We start from the raw sequence: 17,333 nt of genomic DNA on the forward strand, positions 1-17,333 counted from the left end.
AGTAATTTTACTCACAAATAGTAAAAGATATGAGTAAAATAGAATGGAAAACGGCGATCGAGTTTGAAGACATTACCTATAAAAAGTGTGATGGAGTAGCTCGTATTGCGTTTAATCGACCAGAAGTTCGAAATGCTTTTAGACCTAAAACAACAAGTGAGTTGTACCGCGCTTTTTACGATGCGCAAGAAGATACTTCTATTGGCGTTGTATTGCTTTCTGCAGAAGGGCCTTCACCAAAAGATGGTGTGTATTCTTTTTGTAGTGGTGGAGACCAAAAAGCGAGAGGACACCAAGGATATGTAGGAGAAGATGGAATGCACCGTTTGAATATATTAGAGGTGCAGCGTTTAATTCGCTTTATGCCTAAAGTGGTAATTGCTGTAGTACCTGGATGGGCTGTTGGTGGAGGACATAGTTTACATGTAGTTTGTGATATGACCTTAGCGAGTAAAGAACATGCTATTTTTAAACAAACAGATGCAGATGTAACTAGTTTTGATGGTGGTTATGGTTCAGCGTATTTAGCTAAAATGGTTGGACAGAAAAAAGCGAGAGAGATTTTCTTTTTAGGAAGAAACTATTCTGCTCAAGAAGCTTTTGAAATGGGGATGGTTAATGCGGTAATTCCACATGCTGAGTTAGAAAATACAGCGTATGAATGGGCGCAAGAAGTATTAGCGAAATCACCAACTTCTATTAAGATGTTGAAATTTGCGATGAACTTGACAGATGACGGTATGGTAGGACAGCAAGTATTTGCTGGAGAAGCTACCCGTTTAGCTTATATGACAGAAGAAGCGATTGAAGGACGCAATGCATTCTTAGAAAAACGCAAGCCGAATTTCCCTAAGAAATGGATTCCATAATAGAGATAAAAATAAAGTAAATAGTTTGTTCGCCTTTTCGCGGAAAGCTGTACTTTTGCAATCTTATGCAGATCGCCTTATCGCTGGTTTAGCAATAAACGAGAGGAAAGTCTGGACACCATAGAGCGGTATAGTGGGTAACACCCATCCGCGGAGCAATCCGTGAGGACAAGTGCAACAGAAAGGATGTACAGGTAATGCTGTAGTGAAATCAGGTAAACTCTATACGGTGAAATGCCATGTATATTTAGCGTTCGAGGGCTGCTCGCCCGATGCTTTAGGGGTAGGCAGATGGAGCCATTGAGTAATTGATGGCCTGGATAAATGATAAGGGTGCATTTCGGTGCATACAGAATCCGGCTTATAGATCTGCATTTATTTTTAAATCAATGTATAAGAATAAAAAAAATCCACACCTAGGTGTGGATTTTTTTTATTCTTCTTCGTTTGTATCTTCGTCCTCTTCTTCCGATGCGTATTCAAAAAAAGTAAAGACAGATCCTCCGTAGTTCTTTTCAAAAGAAAAATGAGGGAGGTGTTCTAATTTTGTGAATTTAGAGTGCTCGACCACTAACATTCCCTCTTCATCTAAGAGGTTATTGTTTAAAATATCTGTTACAATTTTTTCAAATTGCTCTTGCGTGAAATCATAAGGGGGGTCAGCAAAAATAATGTCATAGGTTCCTTGGTGTTTTTCAAGAAATTTGAATACATCCGATTTATAAGGAACGATATTTAAATCAAAATCCTTTGCTGTTTTCTTAATAAAGTTGACACAACCGTAATCAGCATCAATGCTGACAATATTTTCCACGCCTCTTGAAGCAAACTCGTAGCTAATACTTCCTGTGCCTGAAAATAAGTCTAAGACTTGTAGCTCAGAGAAATTGAAGTGATTGTTTAAAATATTAAACAAAGCTTCTTTACTCATGTCTGTAGTTGGGCGAACAGGTAAGTTTTTAGGTGGACTTAGTTTTCTTCCTTTTAATTTTCCTGAAATAATTCTCATAGATGGAATAAAATATAATGTTGTTTGGGTACTTGATAATGTAAGAGGAGGGAAGGGGCAATAGTTGCTTGTTCCTCCAAAATTTCTACGTGTCGAATGTACGTATAGGCTTGTTCAAACAAGCTGTCGTCTTTTTCGATACGACTTAACAGCTTCAAAGGAACCGTTTCTGCATCCAGTTTGAGCTGTTCATATACGAATAATAGGTAGTAGATAAAATCTTGTGCTGTGTTATATAAGAAGGAGTTGAATAAAATTAATTGCCCTTCTTGTACAACGATGAGTTTGAAGTGATCTTTTTGCACGTAGGCATATACTTCGATTCCTTTATTGTTCGCTGAAAGATCTAAGACGCGATCAACTAAAGCGGTATTAATATGTTGATACGTAAATGTCCCAAGTTGATCTAACAAAACATTGTTGATCTGTACATAGGGAATATACACATTGTTGATGTTTTTAGCTGATAATTCATCAAAAGCAAAAAAATCAGTAGAAAATACTTTGGTGTTGTATTGTAAATATGATCCTAATGCCTGCTCGTCAAATAAGGCAGTTGGCACAAACGTATTGAGGTTGCTATCGTGTAAAACTAAAATATCCTCGAAAGGAGTAGATAAAATTTCATGTTTAGCAAAGAGGCTGTGCAACTGATCTTCAATTGGTCTATTTTGGTTGAACCCTTCCGAAGTAAAATGGTGAATTTGTTTCGATTCAATTTCTTGAATGATAAACGTAAATTTCTGAAGGGATACCTGAATGATAAGTTTGTTTAAGCTTTGCTCCATCGTTTTTGCACTAAATTTCTAACTGCGAATGCGAGAGACAAATTTAAACAATTTTAAGGGAGTATATTAGTCTTGGGGTAAAAAGCTTAGTATCTTTGTGTTTTAGGTGTATTTAGGAGAATAATAGCATGAGAGGAACTGAATTTTACAAGGTATTACGACATCAATTTCCGTATGAACTGACGTTAAAACAAGATATTTTTTTACAGAAGATAGCCGAATTTATTACGGCAGATCAACAGGATGAGTTGTTTGTTTTGAAGGGATATGCAGGTACAGGAAAGACGACTTTATTATCTGTAGTGGTGAATCAACTGCGTTCGATTCAAAAATACGCCGTGATGTTAGCACCAACGGGACGTGCTGCTAAAGTGATTAGCAGTTATGCTCAGCGTTCGGCCTTTACCATTCACAAGTATATTTACTATCCTAAACCATTAAAAAATGGAGGAGGGATGCAGTATACTATGCGTCAAAATAAGCATAAAAACACCATTTTTATTGTCGATGAGGCTTCGATGATTGGCGATGGTTCTGCAGGTGATAGCAGCATGTATCCACATGGTTCTCTTTTGGATGATTTGATTTACTATGTGTATACAGGGCAAAATTGCAAGCTAATCTTGATTGGAGATGTTGCACAGCTTCCGCCAATTAATATGACGGTGAGCCCTGCGTTGGATACGGATCAATTGGGGTTTCATTACAATATGCCTATTCACCATATTGAACTAGACGAAGTAATGCGTCAAGAAGAAGATTCTGGAATCCTCTATAATGCGACAGAATTGCGCATGTTGTTAGATTCTCATTTTATGGATACGTTTCAGTTTAATTTATACGGTTTTAAGGACATCATTCGCTTAACGGATAGCTATGACATTCAGGATGCGATTCTTTCTTCCTATTCTAATGCTGGAGCAGAAGAAACGATGTTTATTGTGCGTTCAAATAAACGTGCCAATGCATATAATCAGCAGATTCGAACGCGTATTTTAGATCGTGAAAGCGAAATAGCAGCGGGAGATTTGTTGATGGTGGTGAAAAATAATTACTATTGGTTGAAAGATTCTACTGTAACTGACTTTTTAGCTAATGGGGATATCATTGAAATCCTTCAGATTTATAAAACGGTTGAACTTTATGGTTTCCGTTTTGCTTCTGTGCGCATTCGCATGATTGATTATGAAGAGATGATTCCGTTTGATACCGTAATCCTTTTAGATACGTTAACGAGTGAATCTCCTGCTTTGACTTATGAGGAGAGTAATCGATTGTATCAAGAAGTGTTGTTGGATTATGAGGATGAAATCTCAAAGTATAAAAAGAACCAGAAAGTAAAGGAAAACGAATATTTTAATGCTTTACAAGTGAAGTTTTCTTATGCGGTCACCTGTCATAAATCACAAGGTGGGCAATGGGATACTGTTTTTATTGAACAACCTTATTTACCTGAGGGGATTAATCAAGACTATGTGCGTTGGTTGTATACAGCCATCACACGGGCGAAAAGCAAATTGTATTTGATTGGTTTTCAAGAGGAGTATTTTGAAGAACAATTTGATTAATCACTAGTAATAAATCAGGCATTTCTATGGTAGGGAAATCTTGAAATCTCTTATCTTTGATTGAAATTAATACAACCGATATGAAAGTAATTGCGGTAATTCCGGCTCGTTATGCCTCTACGCGTTTTCCTGCTAAATTAATGCAAGAATTAGGAGGAAAGACTATTATTCGTAGAACCTATGAAGCTACGGTAGCAACAGGATTATTTGATGATGTTTTTGTAGTGACTGATTCACCTTTAATTTTTGATGAGATTCAAATGCACGGAGGTAAAGTAGTTCGCAGTATAAAAGAACACGAAAGTGGAAGTGATCGTATTGCAGAAGCTATTGCGGATATTGAAGTCGATATTGTAATTAATGTTCAAGGAGATGAACCTTTTGTCAATAAAGATAATCTGGAGCAGTTGATTGAGGTTTTTAAAGAAGATACCGCAAAACAAATCGATTTAGCTTCTTTAATGACGCCTATTCACGATTGGGCTATTATTGAAAATCCCAACAATGTGAAAGTAGTGGTGGATGAAAATAAAGTAGCGTTGTATTTTTCTCGTTCTGTTATTCCTTATCCTCGTGATAGAGAAACAGCGGTACAGTATTACCAACATATTGGAGTATATGCGTTCAGAAGAGAGGCGTTGTTAGAGTTTACTACTTGGCCGATGAAGTTCTTGGAAGCAACAGAGAAATTAGAACAATTGCGTTATTTGGAATACGGTAAACGCATTAAAATGGCGATTACGCACCACGTAGGAGTAGGTATTGATACGCCTGAAGATTTAGAACGAGCTAAAGCCTTATTGGCTAGTGGATTATAATAAAAAAAGAGAATCTATTTAGATTCTCTTTTTTTTATCCGTTGTTTTCCTCTTGCCCTGTTGTTGTGGTTGGAGGAATATCTGTTGTTGTAGTGTTTTCTTTGGGTATTCCGTAAGGACGAGTATAAGGTCGTCTTATGCTGTCATATACTGTTGTCGGTTGTTGATTTTGTATAATCGGAATCAAAATTGTTGTTTTCCAAGAAGAAGGTAAACGGTTATTGAAAGAAGATTGATTCAATTCGATAATCATTTTTCCTGCTGGATTATTCGTAAATACTTCTGATTTGCTGATGATTGGTCTAATCTCTCTCAATGCTTTTGGCAAATGAGAATAATATCCCGAAACAGTGCTTTCAAAGTAAGAGCTAGCTTCTAACGTAGCTGTTTTAAATAGTTCTTCTTCGTTCAAGAAGATTGAATCGTGTAGTTTAAAACCGTATTGAAAGGACAACGTCTGTGTTAATGGAGTGTTGTCAAAAACCAACAAGGGAGTAGTATCTACTTTAATATTATTTGTTGTACAAAACTCTGTTAATTTTGCGTGTAACAATTCAATGGATGGTTTGATATCCGTATAGTCAGCAGTTCCGTCGAGGTAGATATAGTTCAACGGTGCTTTCTTAACCGATCCCGTTGTGGTTAGGTCATACTCTTTGTATTGTTTAATAAAAAATACAATAAGTCCATTGATGCTATTGTCGATTGCTTCTCCAACAACTTTATTAGGAGATCCCGAAAAGAAGGTAAGGATTTTTGTTTTGAGGTCAATAGAACCTTCAAAAGAGAAATCTACTTTTGTTTTTTGCCCTTGTGTAGAGAAACGCCAAACGATGTTAGACAATTTATTGTCATATAAAATATCTTGCGAGATACTATCATTGAGTTTTTCGTATTCTTTTCGAATTTGGTAGGTACCTATATTAGGTAGGTCAATGGCGTATACTCCATTGGCTAATTTTTCTGTTGCAATCCAATCATTCCAGTTGTTTAAATCTTGAATGTATTGGTAAACAATAGGTTGAGGTGCATCTAATTCAAAGGATTTCGTTATTTTGAAATTACCACTTTGTGTCAATACAAAAACAATAAGCGAAACGCATAATAAGGTAATGAGCAGTAGGAAATACTTGAGAATTTTCATAGTAAGCAGTAGACACCTAGGATTAGAAATTATTTAAGCACATTCTTTAAGATGAATAATGAACCAATGAAGGCAAGAAACGCGAGTAGAATCCACAATCTATTTTTGTAGTACTTTCTATGAAGGTTAAGGTCTTTACGATACATGATGATTAATACAATCGTAAAAACAACAATAAAGAAAATCGCGAATTGAATTTGCCCTGATGTAAACATAATAAAGATTTTAGCAAAAATAAGTAAAAACCTTCAATATAGCGCATAAAAAAACGGCAGGATGCCTGCCGTTCTTGAAATAATATCCTTTTAGGATACTTATATTTTTTCTGTCCAGTTGAAAGTATCTTCAATTGCTTTTTGTTGAATACCTTGTAGGTTTGTTTTCAACATGATAGCATAAGAATCTTCATCTTTTACATTTGGTAATTCGTAGTATTTTTGTTGGTAAGCAAAACCTTCAATTTGTCCGATAGTTACTGCAGTTCCAGCACCAAAGATTTCTAATAATTCACCTTTAGCGTGTGCATCCAATAATTCTTGAACAACGATAGCGCGTACTTCAACATTGATTCCTTTGCTTTTAGCGATGTCAATTAAACTTTTTCTTGTAACACCATCTAAGATACGCTCACTAGTAGGAGCTGTAATTAAAGTATCTCCAATTCTGAAGAATACGTTCATTGTACCAGCTTCTTCTAATTTTGTATGTGTAGCATCATCAGTCCAGATAATTTGTTGGTATCCTTCTTGTTGTGCTAATTGAGTAGGGTAGAACTGTCCACCGTAGTTTCCAGAACATTTTGTATAACCTACACCTCCGTTAGCTGCACGGCTATAGTGCTCAGCAACTTGTACTTTTACTTTTCCTGAGTAGTATGTACGAGCAGGAGAACAAATAACACAGAACATAAATTCGCTAGATGGTCCTGCAACAACACCTTCGTGTGTACCAACCATAAATGGACGTAAGTATAAAGAGTTTCCTTCTCCTTTTCTAACCCATTCTCTATCTAAATCTAAAAGTGCTTTTAAACCATCAATAAATCTTTCTTCATCAATATGTGGCATAGCCATACGTTCTGCAGATTTATTAAAACGAGCCCAGTTCTCGCGTGGACGGAATAACCATACATCGTCATTGTTATCTTTGTACGCCTTCATTCCCTCGAAAATAGCTTGTCCGTAGTGGAAAACATTAATTGAAGGTGCGAAACTCATCGGTCCATAAGGTTTGATTTCCACTTTTCCCCATTTACCATCTTTATAATGACAAACCAACATATGATCCGTGAAAATAGATCCAAATTTTACATTCTCGAAATCAATTGAATCGACTCTAGACTTTTCTATTTTATCGATAGAAAGTTCAAATTTTGTTTCTAAACTCATTTTATAGTATTTTTTTAAAAGTTGTTGTTGTATTAAATAAAACGTTCAAGCAGTTTTTTTTATTCAACTGCCTTACAAAAATAGCAAAAAAAGTCGCTATTTATCAATTTAATTTAAAGAATATTTATGTAGCTGAATAAAATATTATATTATCAAAAAAAAACTTGAGAAAATTTAGAATACTTTGAATTTGTTTGTGTAAACCATTCGTTTTTAGTTTATTTTTTTGATTTACTTAGACCTGTCTTTATTTGCTACTAAAAAAGATGTTTTTTATTTCTAGGTAGTAAAATAGAAGAAACCAAAGTTGTTTTTTTCTTTCCTATTAATAAGGAGAAGAAATCGAGTTGAAATGGTTTACTGCAGCTTATTTTCATTTTATTTTTTAATTATCTTTGATGCAACTATATTTTAACACAATCAAATGAAATATCTCGTATTAACCCTAGGATTACTTGCTTTAGCAACGACTAGTTGTGCAAAGAAACAAGACCAACAAGCAACAGAAGAAGTCGCAACAACACCAACGAAAGAGTATGAAACGTTCGGACAAGATCTAGATGCTCAATTACCTGTTTTATCGAAAGAAGAAATGTGGAGCAAATTTGATCATTTAAAAGAAGGTGATACTTTACAAGTTGCCTTTACGTCTACGATTAAAGAAGTGTGTCAGAAAAAAGGATGTTGGATGCAAGTGGATTTAGATCAAGACAAAAGTAGTTTTGTTCGCTTCAAGGATTATGGTTTTTTTGCGCCAATGAATGCTGCAGGGCATGAGGTGGTGATGCAAGGAAAAGCTTTTGTATCTGTGGTGTCAATTGATGAGTTAAAGCATTATGCTAAAGATGCAGGTAAAAGCGAAGCTGAAATCGCTGCGATTACGGAACCTAAAGTGACCTATGCATTTGAGGCAGATGGGATTGCAATTGCTAAATAAGGAATGTATGATTCGTTTAGGCGTTGTGATGTTATTTCTTTGTTTGTGTGTGAGTTGTAAAAAGGAATCCAAAGCAGAAACGCAAACCAAGACTGTAGAAAAAGAAAGTGCATTTCAATTGTATGAAATGTCCGAAATGGCTGCGTTAATGGAGCAGATGTACGTTGATAATCAACGCATTCGAGCGCGTATTATGGAAGGGTTACCCATCGATAATGCAATGCCTAGTTTGCATCAACGTCTATTTTCGGCAGTAATGACGGATCCTTCAGATAAAGATTTGTTTTTTGAAACACAAGCACAAGCATTTATTCAAGTTGAAGAAGAATTTTATGCGGACCCTAATCAACAAACAAAAGAAAAGTTCAACGCTATTGTTGAGGCTTGTTTAAGTTGTCATCAAAAGAAATGTGGCGGACCTATACCGAGAATAAAAAAATTATTGATTCCTTAATAGTATAATGAAGAGAAAGATTATAGTCACTTCAGATGGTTCTCATTCGCTAGAAGTAGAAGAGTGGGGAGAAACGTATCACTCTATTCATGGAGCGATACAAGAATCTAACCACGTTTATATTGAACAAGGACTGATGAAGTTTATAGACCAAGACGAAATAAAAATACTAGAGTTTGGTTTAGGAACAGGATTGAATGCCTTTTTAACCATGGCTAACGTCGTACCAAAAAGGAAAAAATTAGTTTACCATACTATTGAAGCGTTTCCACTGACAGAATCAGAATATAGTGTATTGACTTTTCCTTCGCTGGTATTCTGACTTTGAGGAAGGAGAAGTATTGTTCAAGGCTTTACATCAAGCATCTTGGGATGTTGAAGTAGATTTACATCCACAAGTAAAAGTACAAAAGCTACATGCAACATTCGAAACTGTAGCTGTACAACAAGCTGAGTTTGACCTCGTCTATTTTGATGTTTTTGGCTATCAATTTCAACCCCATTTATGGTCTGAAGCTATTTTTAAAACAGCCTATGACAGTTTAAAAGAAGGTGGGATGTTGGTGACTTACGCGTGTCGAAATCCAATTAAAAGAAACATGAAAGCCGCTGGATTTACTATTGAAATTGTAGCAGGTCCACCTGGCAAAAGAGAAATGCTTCTCGCTTATAAAAATAGAAAACTTTTGTTTGAAAACCACTAGCAAACCACTGGGGATCTAGTGGTTTTTTTATGGACTAAAGTTAAGTTATTGATTCTTAAAGTCTCCAATTTTAAAATGGCATTATTTTATTTTTTTTTAATAAAAATGAAATTATCATAAAATTAAGTTTTAAATGAAAGGATTGAAATATCTGTTAAAAAACACTTCTTACAGTGTTGGTATTTCTTTTTTATGTTAAAAAACCATTATTTATTAATGTTATTATTAAATTAATTTTACTTTAATATTGTGTTGTATTTGGTTTTGATTTATTTTTTTGTTTAAATTTATGTGAATTTTAATATATGTGTATTAAAATTAAGATATGTTTTAGTGATTCAATATATTGGGTAGTATAGTGATACTGGGCAATAGAAAGGAATACCAACCATTAAATAAAACTTATATGAGTCAGAATTATTTCAAATTAACCTCCTTGCTTCTTGTTTGTGTGCATACCTTATCTTATGGGCAAGACGAATCGGAGCATATTCAACTAGTGAATACAGGTTTATTCAGTGTTCGTCCAGAAACTATTTTATCTACTCGATCCGATTTTACAAATACAGCTTCTGGTACTTTTGTGAATGATGGGAGTGTGTATTATTATAAGGATTTTACGAATGATGGTTATTATGGGATTTCTTCTTCGCTGAAGAGCTCTTCTACTTTTTTTATTTTATCTAATTCTACCCTAGCAAAGCGAATCAGTGGCAATAGTTTGGCTTCTTTCTACAATATTGAATTTGACAGCGAACTAAATGGGATTGCTTTTGACTTAAAGAACAATATTGATATTTCAGGTTTGGCTCATTTTAAAAATGGTATTGTACAAGTAGATCCAACAAAAAATGCTAGTACTTCAGTTTCTAATGGTATGGTTACTTTCCTTGCAGGGGCTCGACATGAGAATGTTGGCAATCACAGCTTTATTGAAGGAGCAGTAGAAAAGAAAGGAAATGATCGCTTTGAATACCCTATTGGATATAAAAAATATTTTCGTCCAGCAGTGATAAGTGCACCAGATGACATTTTAGCCACTATTGTCGGGCAATATTATTTAGAAGATGCTCCGTTTTTTGCAGCACACAAAAAAACAGCAGGGGTAATTAAGGTGTTAAACGAGAAAGAATATTGGCGATTGGAAGGGAATTTAACACAACCGAATATGGTTGTCTTGAGTTTGGATTGGAATGAGGAAACTACGCCTCCGGAATTACTTAAAAATCCAGAAGAGGAATTGCATATTGTCCGTTGGGATGCCAAAGAACAGCTATGGGTGGATGAAGGAGGAGTTGTGGATATGTCTCTTAATAGGGTAACAACAGTCGCAGAAATTAAAGATTTTGGTTATTTCACGCTAGCTACAGTAAAAAAAGATTGGCTTATTGAAGGTGATGTCGTGATTTACAATTTAGTCACACCTGATGGAGATGGTAAAAATGATTACTTCATCATTGATAATATCAACAAATATCCCAATAACCGCGTAGAAATTTACAACCGTTGGGGGGTAAAAGTATATGAAACTACGGGATATGATCCAAAAGGAGATGGAAGTGTAAATGTATTTAGAGGCTATTCAGACGGTAAGATTACAGTGGATAAAAATAAAAAAATTACCAAGTGGAACGTATTACTACGTAGTGACTTATGAATACAAAGATGCTAATGGTAGTCGTATGATTAAGAAAGCCGCCAATTTACATGTAGAGACCAATTAAATCCCAAAATAGATGAGACTAAAAAACACAATAAAGACTTTTGTTCTTGGAGGGGTAGGCTTGTTTTGTATGGAACAATCCTATGCACAACAAGATCCACAATATACGCAGTATATGTATAACCACTCGAACATCAACCCTGCTTATGCGGGAAGTAGAGAAGGGTTGAATATTTTTGGTTTGTATCGCACCCAATGGGTGGGGTTAGAAGGGGCTCCTAAAACAGCAACTTTGTCTGTCAATACTCCTTTGGGTGAATCAGGATTGGGATTAGGGGTGAGTTTTGTCAATGATCATTTAGGTGTGATGGACGATAATACCTTAGCGGTTGATTTATCTTATGCTGTGAATCTGAACTACAATTATAAGTTAGCTTTTGGATTGAAAGGGTCTGCAAATTTACTAGATGTCAATTACAGTAAGCTGCATATTTACAACCCGACAGATCCTGTAGCAGAAGATGATATTAAGAATGAATTTAATGCCAATATAGGGGCGGGATTATTCTTGTATTCGGACCGGGCTTATGTAGGTGTTTCGGTACCCACATTACTAACTCGTTCACGCTATGACGATAATAATGTCAAAACAATGCGTGAAAAGATGCACTTGTATGTGACAGGGGGGTATGTGTTTGACCTGAATACAAACATCAAGTTTAAACCGGCTGCTATGGTAAAAATGGAACAAGGATCTCCGCTGCAAATGGATGTATCAGCCAACTTTATGTTTGTAGATAAGTTTACCGCAGGAGTTGCTTACCGATGGGATGCTGCCGTGAGTGGCTTAGTTGGTTTTCAAGTGTCAGATCAGATTATGGTTGGTTATAGCTATGATGCTGAAACTTCCAAATTGGCTCGATATAATTCGGGATCTCATGAAATCTTTATGCGATTCACTTTGTTTAATAGCTACAAGCGCGTTGCTGCGCCAAGGTTCTTCTAATGGGTACAAGTATGGTGAAACAGATAATACAACTTGGAATATTAAGTATAGCCTTGGGCTTAAGCACAACAGGTTATAGTCAAATTAAAAAGGAAAAACAGGCTGATAAAAGCTTTGATCGATTGGCCTATGTTGATGCCATTAAAGTGTATGAACGCATGGCAAATCAAGGGTATGTCAATACCTCTATTCTGCAAAACCTCGCTGATGCCTACTATTTTAATGGGAAATTAGTAGAGGCGAATACATGGTATACGGAGCTCTTTGAAGGGAATTATGAAGATAAAGAATTGGCCAAATTACCTTCAGAATATTACTATCGCTATGCACAAACTTTAAAGTCAGTGGAAGATTATACAAAATCGAAACAAATGATGGATCAGTTTGCAGTATTAGAACAGCGAGATTCTAGGGTAGAGCTATATAGCAAGAACCGCGATTATTTGGCTCATATTGAAAATCGATCGGATCGCTATGATATTAAACGCTTAGATTTTAATACAGCCTATTCAGATTATGGCGGAACCCTGCTTGGGGATCAATTTATATTTACGTCAGCACGAGCTACCGATCAGCAAAAGGATAGTAAAATCCATGCTTGGACAAATGAAAGTTATACCAGTTTATATCGTTCAACGATTGGTCAAAGTGGTTTTGGAGAACCGGTACTTTTTGCACCAGAAATTGACTCTGAGGTCAATGATGCAACAGCTGTTTTTACGCAAGATGGCAATACCATGTATTTCACGCGTAATAATTCCAAAGCGAGCGGAAAAAGCAAACAAAATAAAGAGAAAACTTCTTTATTGAAATTATACAAAGCAGTAAAACAAGCGGATGGAAAGTGGGGACAAGTAGAAGAATTGCCTTTTAATTCGGATAATTTTAATACCGCCCATCCTGCATTAACACCAGACGATAAGTGGTTGTACTTTGCTTCTGATCGACAAGGTACAAGAGGACAATCCGATTTGTTTCGCGTGGCTTTATATGAACATGAAGGATATGGACCAGTTGAAAATTTAGGTTCCTCCATCAATACAGAAGGTAGAGAAAATTTTCCTTTTATAGCTTCTGATTATCAGTTGTATTTCTCTTCTGATGGGCATCTAGGTTTAGGGGGATTGGACATATTTACCGCTAAGATTTATCCTAATGGAAGTTTTGGTCCTGTCGTGAATATGGGAACCCCTATTAATAGTAGCATGGATGATTTTGGGTTCTACTTGGATCCCAAACAAAATAAAGGATTTGTTAGTTCAAACCGCGCTGATGGACAAGGATCAGATGATATTTATTTCCTTGCTGAAAAACCGTGTAAGCAAACGATTGAAGGAACAGTATACGACAAAGACACCAATGAAATCGTTGCAAATGCCTTGATTGTTATTTCAGATGCGCTTTATCAAAAATCAGATACACTTTACACCAATGCGAAAGGATATTATATCACTTCACTTTTAGATTGTGGATATAAGTACCGCATTAAAGCAGAAAAAGAATCCTATAATACCGTTGAAGTTGCTTTTAATGTAAATCGAGAACCTGGGGTAAAAACAGTAAATATTGGCTTAGAAAAAGCAGAGAAACCGCTAGGCTTAAATGATGATTTATTTAAAAGACTCAATTTACAACCGATCTACTTTGATTTTGATAAATCGAATATTCGCAGAGATGCTGCGATTGAGTTGATGAAAGTAGTCGAGGTATTGAAAGAATACCCTTCCATAAAAATTGATGTTCGCTCTCATACAGATAGTAGAGGAAATGATGTATACAACATGAGTTTATCCGATCGTCGTGTGAAATCAACTATTAAATGGATGATTGAACAAGGAATCGATCCAAGTCGCTTGACTGGACGAGGATATGGAGAAAGTCAGTTGCTAAACAAATGTAGCAATGGTGTACCGTGTACGACTTCGGAACACCAAGAAAATAGACGCAGTGAATTTATTATTAAAGAAATATAAAGTCTGGTTGGTCATGTAAAGGTTTATCAAGACTGTGTTTATGTACTAAGAGTAAGGAACACAGTTTCGATAAAACCGAAATAGAACTCTTAACTCAACTGGTTGAGCAACATCGTTGTTCATGAAAGTTTGAAGTAATCCTATTTTGAGCATGTTCATGCTGGAAATATAAATTTAATAATAAGAGAAACAAGATGAATTGTTTCTGACGAGTAATGGACATGCACTTCATTCACACCTAAGGCATTGATGTTATTGTTCGTCGTTTTTTAAAGTAAGTGTGTTATTAATTAATCTACTGAGAGAAATTATGATTAGAAAAGTTATTCCTTTATTATTTTTATTTTTAGGAAATTTCGTTAGTGCTCAGGTCGGTATAGGTACAAAAGAACCGAATCCAGCTTCTGCATTAGACATTGTTGCTAAAGATAAAGGTATTTTGCTTCCTAGAATTCAATTAAAGAGCGAGCAAGATAAATCAGCTATTGTTAATCCCGAAGAAAGTTTACTCGTTTACAATACAGGAAGTACATCTCTTGTTGCAGGCTTTTACTATTGGAGAGATGCAAGATGGACACAATTATTATCTGGAGATAATTATATAGATACAAAGAATCAAACGTTTACGATTGAAAAAGATAGTAATAATATTGAAAGTTTAGTCATCACAGATACGCAGGGAGGAAAAGTGTTTCTTGCTATTTCGGCTATTGCAAAAAACAATACGTTTGTAACAAATTTGGTAGAAAACCAAGAGTTCATTACCAAGTTGGGAGATAATATTGAGTTTGTCAATCACATCACAAACAATGAGGATTTTATTACCAATATCGTCAATGAATTAAAAGGGAAGTATGGAAACGTCAACTACAATCCAACAACTAATACTTTTGTTTATTACGATGAACATGGAGCAGAGCACGACGTTGATTGGAGTGCCTTAAACACAACTAACGTTAGCTTTACGCTAGTGAATGACAAGTTGGTTGTGACGGATTCAGAACAAAATGTGGTTGAATTAGCGGTAACGGATATTGCTAGTAACAAAACGTTTGTAGAGCACATTGCTACGAATCAAGATTTCATTACCAAGTTGGGCGATAATCTTGAGTTTATCAATCACATCACAAATAATGAAGATTTTATTACCAATATCGTCAATGAATTAAAAGGGAAATACGGAAACGTCAACTACAATCCAACGACTAATACTTTTGTTTATTATGATGAACATGGAGCAGAGCACGACGTTGATTGGAGTGCCTTAAACACAACTAACGTTAGTTTTACATTAGTGAATGACAAGTTGGTTGTGACGGATTCAGAACAAAATGTGGTTGAATTAGCAGTAACAGATATTGCTAGTAACAAAACATTTGTAGAGCACATTGCTACGAATCAGGATTTCATTACCAAGTTGGGTGATAATACTACTTTCATCACGACAATTGTCGATAAGTTAAAAGGAAAATACGGAAACGTTGGTTTTGATGCTGATACGCAGAAACTATTCTATTATGATGAGAATTATGCGGTTAAACCTATTGAATGGGAAGATATTGTATCCGCAGCAGAAACATTAACTGCTTTAACATCTTCTAATGCAGATGATAAAGCATTATTAATCTATGAGGATGAGAATAATGTAGAGAATAAAATTGATTTAGTTGCGGTTTTACAAGGAAGCCTTGTATTTGAAACTTATTTGAAAGACTATATTTCGAGTGTTTCTATTGAGGAAACGACGACTAAACTAAATCGAATTGAAACAGGGTTATATGAATACCTAAATGAAGAGGCCGTTAAAAATGGAACAGCTGGTGTAAAAATCACTGTAACGCAAGATGTTATTGATGATTTTGAGACCATTGTAGATAATGAAGATGTATTGTCTATTTTAACAACAATTATCAATAATACAGCAGGTGATGTTTCAGTAGAAAAAGTAGGAGAAGATATTGTAATTAAAAACAAAGCTGGATTAATAGTAAATCTAACAGAAGAAATTCAGAATAAGGAAACAAAAACTTGGTTAGAACATGTCAAGCGAAGAGAAGTTGAAGAAACTCCTAGTGGTGATATTGAATACTTTGTACATTCCATAAAGTACCATGGAGAAGATAGTACAGATCAAAGAAATCAAGAAATTTTGATCTCTGAATTAATTAAAGGTTCAGAAACGATTACAGAATTAGATTATGATGTGCAAACTGGAGAATTAATCTATACAAATGAGGTAGAGACAAAAACAATTATTCCTTTGAATATGTTAGTAAAGCAGTTTGAATCCAAAACAGAATTAATTATTGATCAGGATGCAAAAAAACTAATTTACCAAGGAGAAAACTCTAGAAAAGAAATTGATTTAGCTCCAGTTATACAAGAACCGTGGTTGCAAGTAGCTACACAGACAGGTGCTACCAATAGCAATCAAGATATGTATGTAAATGGCTGGGTAGGTATTGGATATGATAAACCATCAGGAACGGTGAATGAAAAATTAAGAGTAAATGGTAGTATAACAGCGACGAATAGTTACTATGCAGATTATGTATTTGAGAAGTATTTTACTGGAGAATCCGAGCTAAAATATGATTATGTTTTTAATGACTTAAATACGGTAGCATCATTTATTAAAAACAATAGACATTTACCTGGTATTACACCTATTTCTGAATTAGAAAAAGGAGAAGGTGGTTATAGTTTTAATGTGTCAGAGTTGTCCATTCAGTTATTAGAGAAGACAGAAGAGTTGTATCTACATATCATAGAACAAGCCAATAAAATCAGTGAGCTTGAAAAGCAAAATGAAGAGTTGAAAGAATTGGAACAAGAATTCGAAAAAGTGAAACAAGACTCACAAAGTAAGAATGAAACATTATTGCTATTAGTGCAAAAAATCGAAGAATTAGAACAAACTGTAAACGCGTTAAAAAAATAGTGCTATGAGATTGAATCATCAAAAAAATAAATTATCTTCTAACATTTATATGTTTAGTTTTTATTGCGTTG

The 17,333-nt window shown here is 35.1% G+C and carries 15 protein-coding genes, 1 other RNA gene and 1 pseudogene; 12 read left to right on the top strand and 5 right to left on the bottom strand.

Annotated features, from left to right (window positions below; genetic code table 11):
* Positions 1-29: 29 nt before the first annotated feature.
* Complete coding sequence (locus M2306_RS01700) at positions 30-869, top strand: 1,4-dihydroxy-2-naphthoyl-CoA synthase (RefSeq protein WP_115091071.1); 840 nt, start codon at positions 30-32, stop codon at positions 867-869.
* A gap of 64 nt (positions 870-933) precedes the next feature.
* An RNA gene (rnpB, locus tag M2306_RS01705) (RNase P RNA component class A) lies at positions 934-1,249 on the top strand.
* 53 nt (positions 1,250-1,302) lie between these two features.
* Here rnpB and M2306_RS01710 read toward each other — a convergent pair.
* Both M2306_RS01710 and M2306_RS01715 read right to left on the bottom strand, forming a co-directional pair.
* Positions 1,303-1,878 carry an RsmD family RNA methyltransferase gene (locus M2306_RS01710; protein WP_259190938.1) on the bottom strand — a complete coding sequence of 192 codons (576 nt, stop codon included), beginning with the start codon at positions 1,876-1,878 and terminating at the stop codon, positions 1,303-1,305.
* Positions 1,875-2,666: a DUF3822 family protein gene (locus tag M2306_RS01715; RefSeq protein ID WP_259190937.1), complete on the bottom strand. Its 792-nt coding sequence runs from the start codon at positions 2,664-2,666 to the stop codon at positions 1,875-1,877. The genes M2306_RS01710 and M2306_RS01715 overlap by 4 nt, the downstream gene beginning before the upstream one ends.
* Positions 2,667-2,794: 128 nt before the next feature.
* On the opposite strand from M2306_RS01715, the gene M2306_RS01720 reads away from it, so the two are divergent.
* Positions 2,795-4,234 carry an ATP-dependent DNA helicase gene (locus M2306_RS01720; protein ID WP_115091064.1) on the top strand — a complete coding sequence of 480 codons (1,440 nt, stop codon included), beginning with the start codon at positions 2,795-2,797 and terminating at the stop codon, positions 4,232-4,234.
* Between the two features lie 80 nt (positions 4,235-4,314).
* The gene (gene kdsB, locus M2306_RS01725; protein WP_259190936.1) at positions 4,315-5,052 is read left to right on the top strand and encodes a 3-deoxy-manno-octulosonate cytidylyltransferase; all 738 of its coding nucleotides are present in this window, start codon (positions 4,315-4,317) and stop codon (positions 5,050-5,052) included.
* A gap of 34 nt (positions 5,053-5,086) precedes the next feature.
* Here the strand turns inward: kdsB and M2306_RS01730 are convergent, their stop codons facing one another.
* From M2306_RS01730 to M2306_RS01740, 3 genes are all read right to left on the bottom strand, one after another.
* Positions 5,087-6,196, bottom strand: a complete 1,110-nt coding sequence (locus tag M2306_RS01730) for an SRPBCC family protein (RefSeq protein WP_259190935.1) — start codon at positions 6,194-6,196, stop codon at positions 5,087-5,089.
* Between the two features lie 29 nt (positions 6,197-6,225).
* Entirely contained in the window at positions 6,226-6,411 is a 186-nt protein-coding gene (locus M2306_RS01735; RefSeq protein WP_115091058.1) for a hypothetical protein, read from the bottom strand.
* Positions 6,412-6,510: 99 nt separating this feature from the next.
* Positions 6,511-7,584, bottom strand: coding sequence for a branched-chain amino acid aminotransferase (locus M2306_RS01740; RefSeq protein WP_002986632.1), 1,074 nt, complete (start codon positions 7,582-7,584; stop codon positions 6,511-6,513).
* A gap of 424 nt (positions 7,585-8,008) precedes the next feature.
* Between M2306_RS01740 and M2306_RS01745 the strand changes: the two genes are divergently transcribed.
* The 8 genes and pseudogenes from M2306_RS01745 to M2306_RS01780 all read left to right on the top strand — a co-directional run bounded on the left by M2306_RS01745 (position 8,009) and on the right by M2306_RS01780 (position 17,262).
* On the top strand, positions 8,009-8,521 hold the full coding sequence (locus M2306_RS01745; protein ID WP_115091056.1) for a DUF4920 domain-containing protein: 513 nt from the start codon (positions 8,009-8,011) through the stop codon (positions 8,519-8,521).
* 7 nt (positions 8,522-8,528) lie between these two features.
* Positions 8,529-8,975 carry a hypothetical protein gene (locus M2306_RS01750; RefSeq protein WP_236594123.1) on the top strand — a complete coding sequence of 149 codons (447 nt, stop codon included), beginning with the start codon at positions 8,529-8,531 and terminating at the stop codon, positions 8,973-8,975.
* 7 nt (positions 8,976-8,982) lie between these two features.
* Complete coding sequence (locus tag M2306_RS01755; RefSeq protein WP_498882736.1) at positions 8,983-9,297, top strand: hypothetical protein; 315 nt, start codon at positions 8,983-8,985, stop codon at positions 9,295-9,297.
* Between the two features lie 19 nt (positions 9,298-9,316).
* A complete protein-coding gene (locus M2306_RS01760; protein WP_498882737.1) occupies positions 9,317-9,679 on the top strand; it encodes an MnmC family methyltransferase in 363 nt (120 codons plus the stop codon).
* Positions 9,680-10,085: 406 nt separating this feature from the next.
* Positions 10,086-11,403 (top strand): annotated as a pseudogene (locus M2306_RS01765) (T9SS type B sorting domain-containing protein).
* A gap of 12 nt (positions 11,404-11,415) precedes the next feature.
* Positions 11,416-12,348, top strand: a complete 933-nt coding sequence (locus M2306_RS01770) for a PorP/SprF family type IX secretion system membrane protein (protein WP_115091048.1) — start codon at positions 11,416-11,418, stop codon at positions 12,346-12,348.
* A gap of 11 nt (positions 12,349-12,359) precedes the next feature.
* A complete protein-coding gene (locus tag M2306_RS01775) occupies positions 12,360-14,321 on the top strand; it encodes an OmpA family protein (RefSeq protein WP_115091668.1) in 1,962 nt (653 codons plus the stop codon).
* 310 nt (positions 14,322-14,631) lie between these two features.
* A complete protein-coding gene (locus M2306_RS01780; RefSeq protein ID WP_259190934.1) occupies positions 14,632-17,262 on the top strand; it encodes a phage tail-like protein in 2,631 nt (876 codons plus the stop codon).
* The last annotated feature ends 71 nt before the right edge of the window (positions 17,263-17,333 follow it).

It is taken from the genome of Myroides gitamensis (genome assembly GCF_029894455.1).
GTDB lineage: Bacteria > Bacteroidota > Bacteroidia > Flavobacteriales > Flavobacteriaceae > Flavobacterium > Flavobacterium odoratum.

What these genes read in the sequence shown, in the direction of transcription:
- M2306_RS01715 (WP_259190937.1), bottom strand. Translation starts at nt 2,666, where the DNA reads ATGGAGCAAAGCTTAAACAAACTTATCATTCAGGTATCCCTTCAGAAA.
- M2306_RS01745 (WP_115091056.1), top strand. Translation starts at nt 8,009, where the DNA reads ATGAAATATCTCGTATTAACCCTAGGATTACTTGCTTTAGCAACGACT.
- kdsB (WP_259190936.1), top strand. Translation starts at nt 4,315, where the DNA reads ATGAAAGTAATTGCGGTAATTCCGGCTCGTTATGCCTCTACGCGTTTT.
- M2306_RS01700 (WP_115091071.1), top strand. Translation starts at nt 30, where the DNA reads ATGAGTAAAATAGAATGGAAAACGGCGATCGAGTTTGAAGACATTACC.
- M2306_RS01755 (WP_498882736.1), top strand. Translation starts at nt 8,983, where the DNA reads ATGAAGAGAAAGATTATAGTCACTTCAGATGGTTCTCATTCGCTAGAA.
- M2306_RS01740 (WP_002986632.1), bottom strand. Translation starts at nt 7,584, where the DNA reads ATGAGTTTAGAAACAAAATTTGAACTTTCTATCGATAAAATAGAAAAG.
- M2306_RS01720 (WP_115091064.1), top strand. Translation starts at nt 2,795, where the DNA reads ATGAGAGGAACTGAATTTTACAAGGTATTACGACATCAATTTCCGTAT.
- M2306_RS01735 (WP_115091058.1), bottom strand. Translation starts at nt 6,411, where the DNA reads ATGTTTACATCAGGGCAAATTCAATTCGCGATTTTCTTTATTGTTGTT.
- M2306_RS01710 (WP_259190938.1), bottom strand. Translation starts at nt 1,878, where the DNA reads ATGAGAATTATTTCAGGAAAATTAAAAGGAAGAAAACTAAGTCCACCT.
- M2306_RS01770 (WP_115091048.1), top strand. Translation starts at nt 11,416, where the DNA reads ATGAGACTAAAAAACACAATAAAGACTTTTGTTCTTGGAGGGGTAGGC.
- M2306_RS01730 (WP_259190935.1), bottom strand. Translation starts at nt 6,196, where the DNA reads ATGAAAATTCTCAAGTATTTCCTACTGCTCATTACCTTATTATGCGTT.
- M2306_RS01780 (WP_259190934.1), top strand. Translation starts at nt 14,632, where the DNA reads ATGATTAGAAAAGTTATTCCTTTATTATTTTTATTTTTAGGAAATTTC.
- M2306_RS01750 (WP_236594123.1), top strand. Translation starts at nt 8,529, where the DNA reads ATGATTCGTTTAGGCGTTGTGATGTTATTTCTTTGTTTGTGTGTGAGT.
- M2306_RS01775 (WP_115091668.1), top strand. Translation starts at nt 12,360, where the DNA reads ATGGTGAAACAGATAATACAACTTGGAATATTAAGTATAGCCTTGGGC.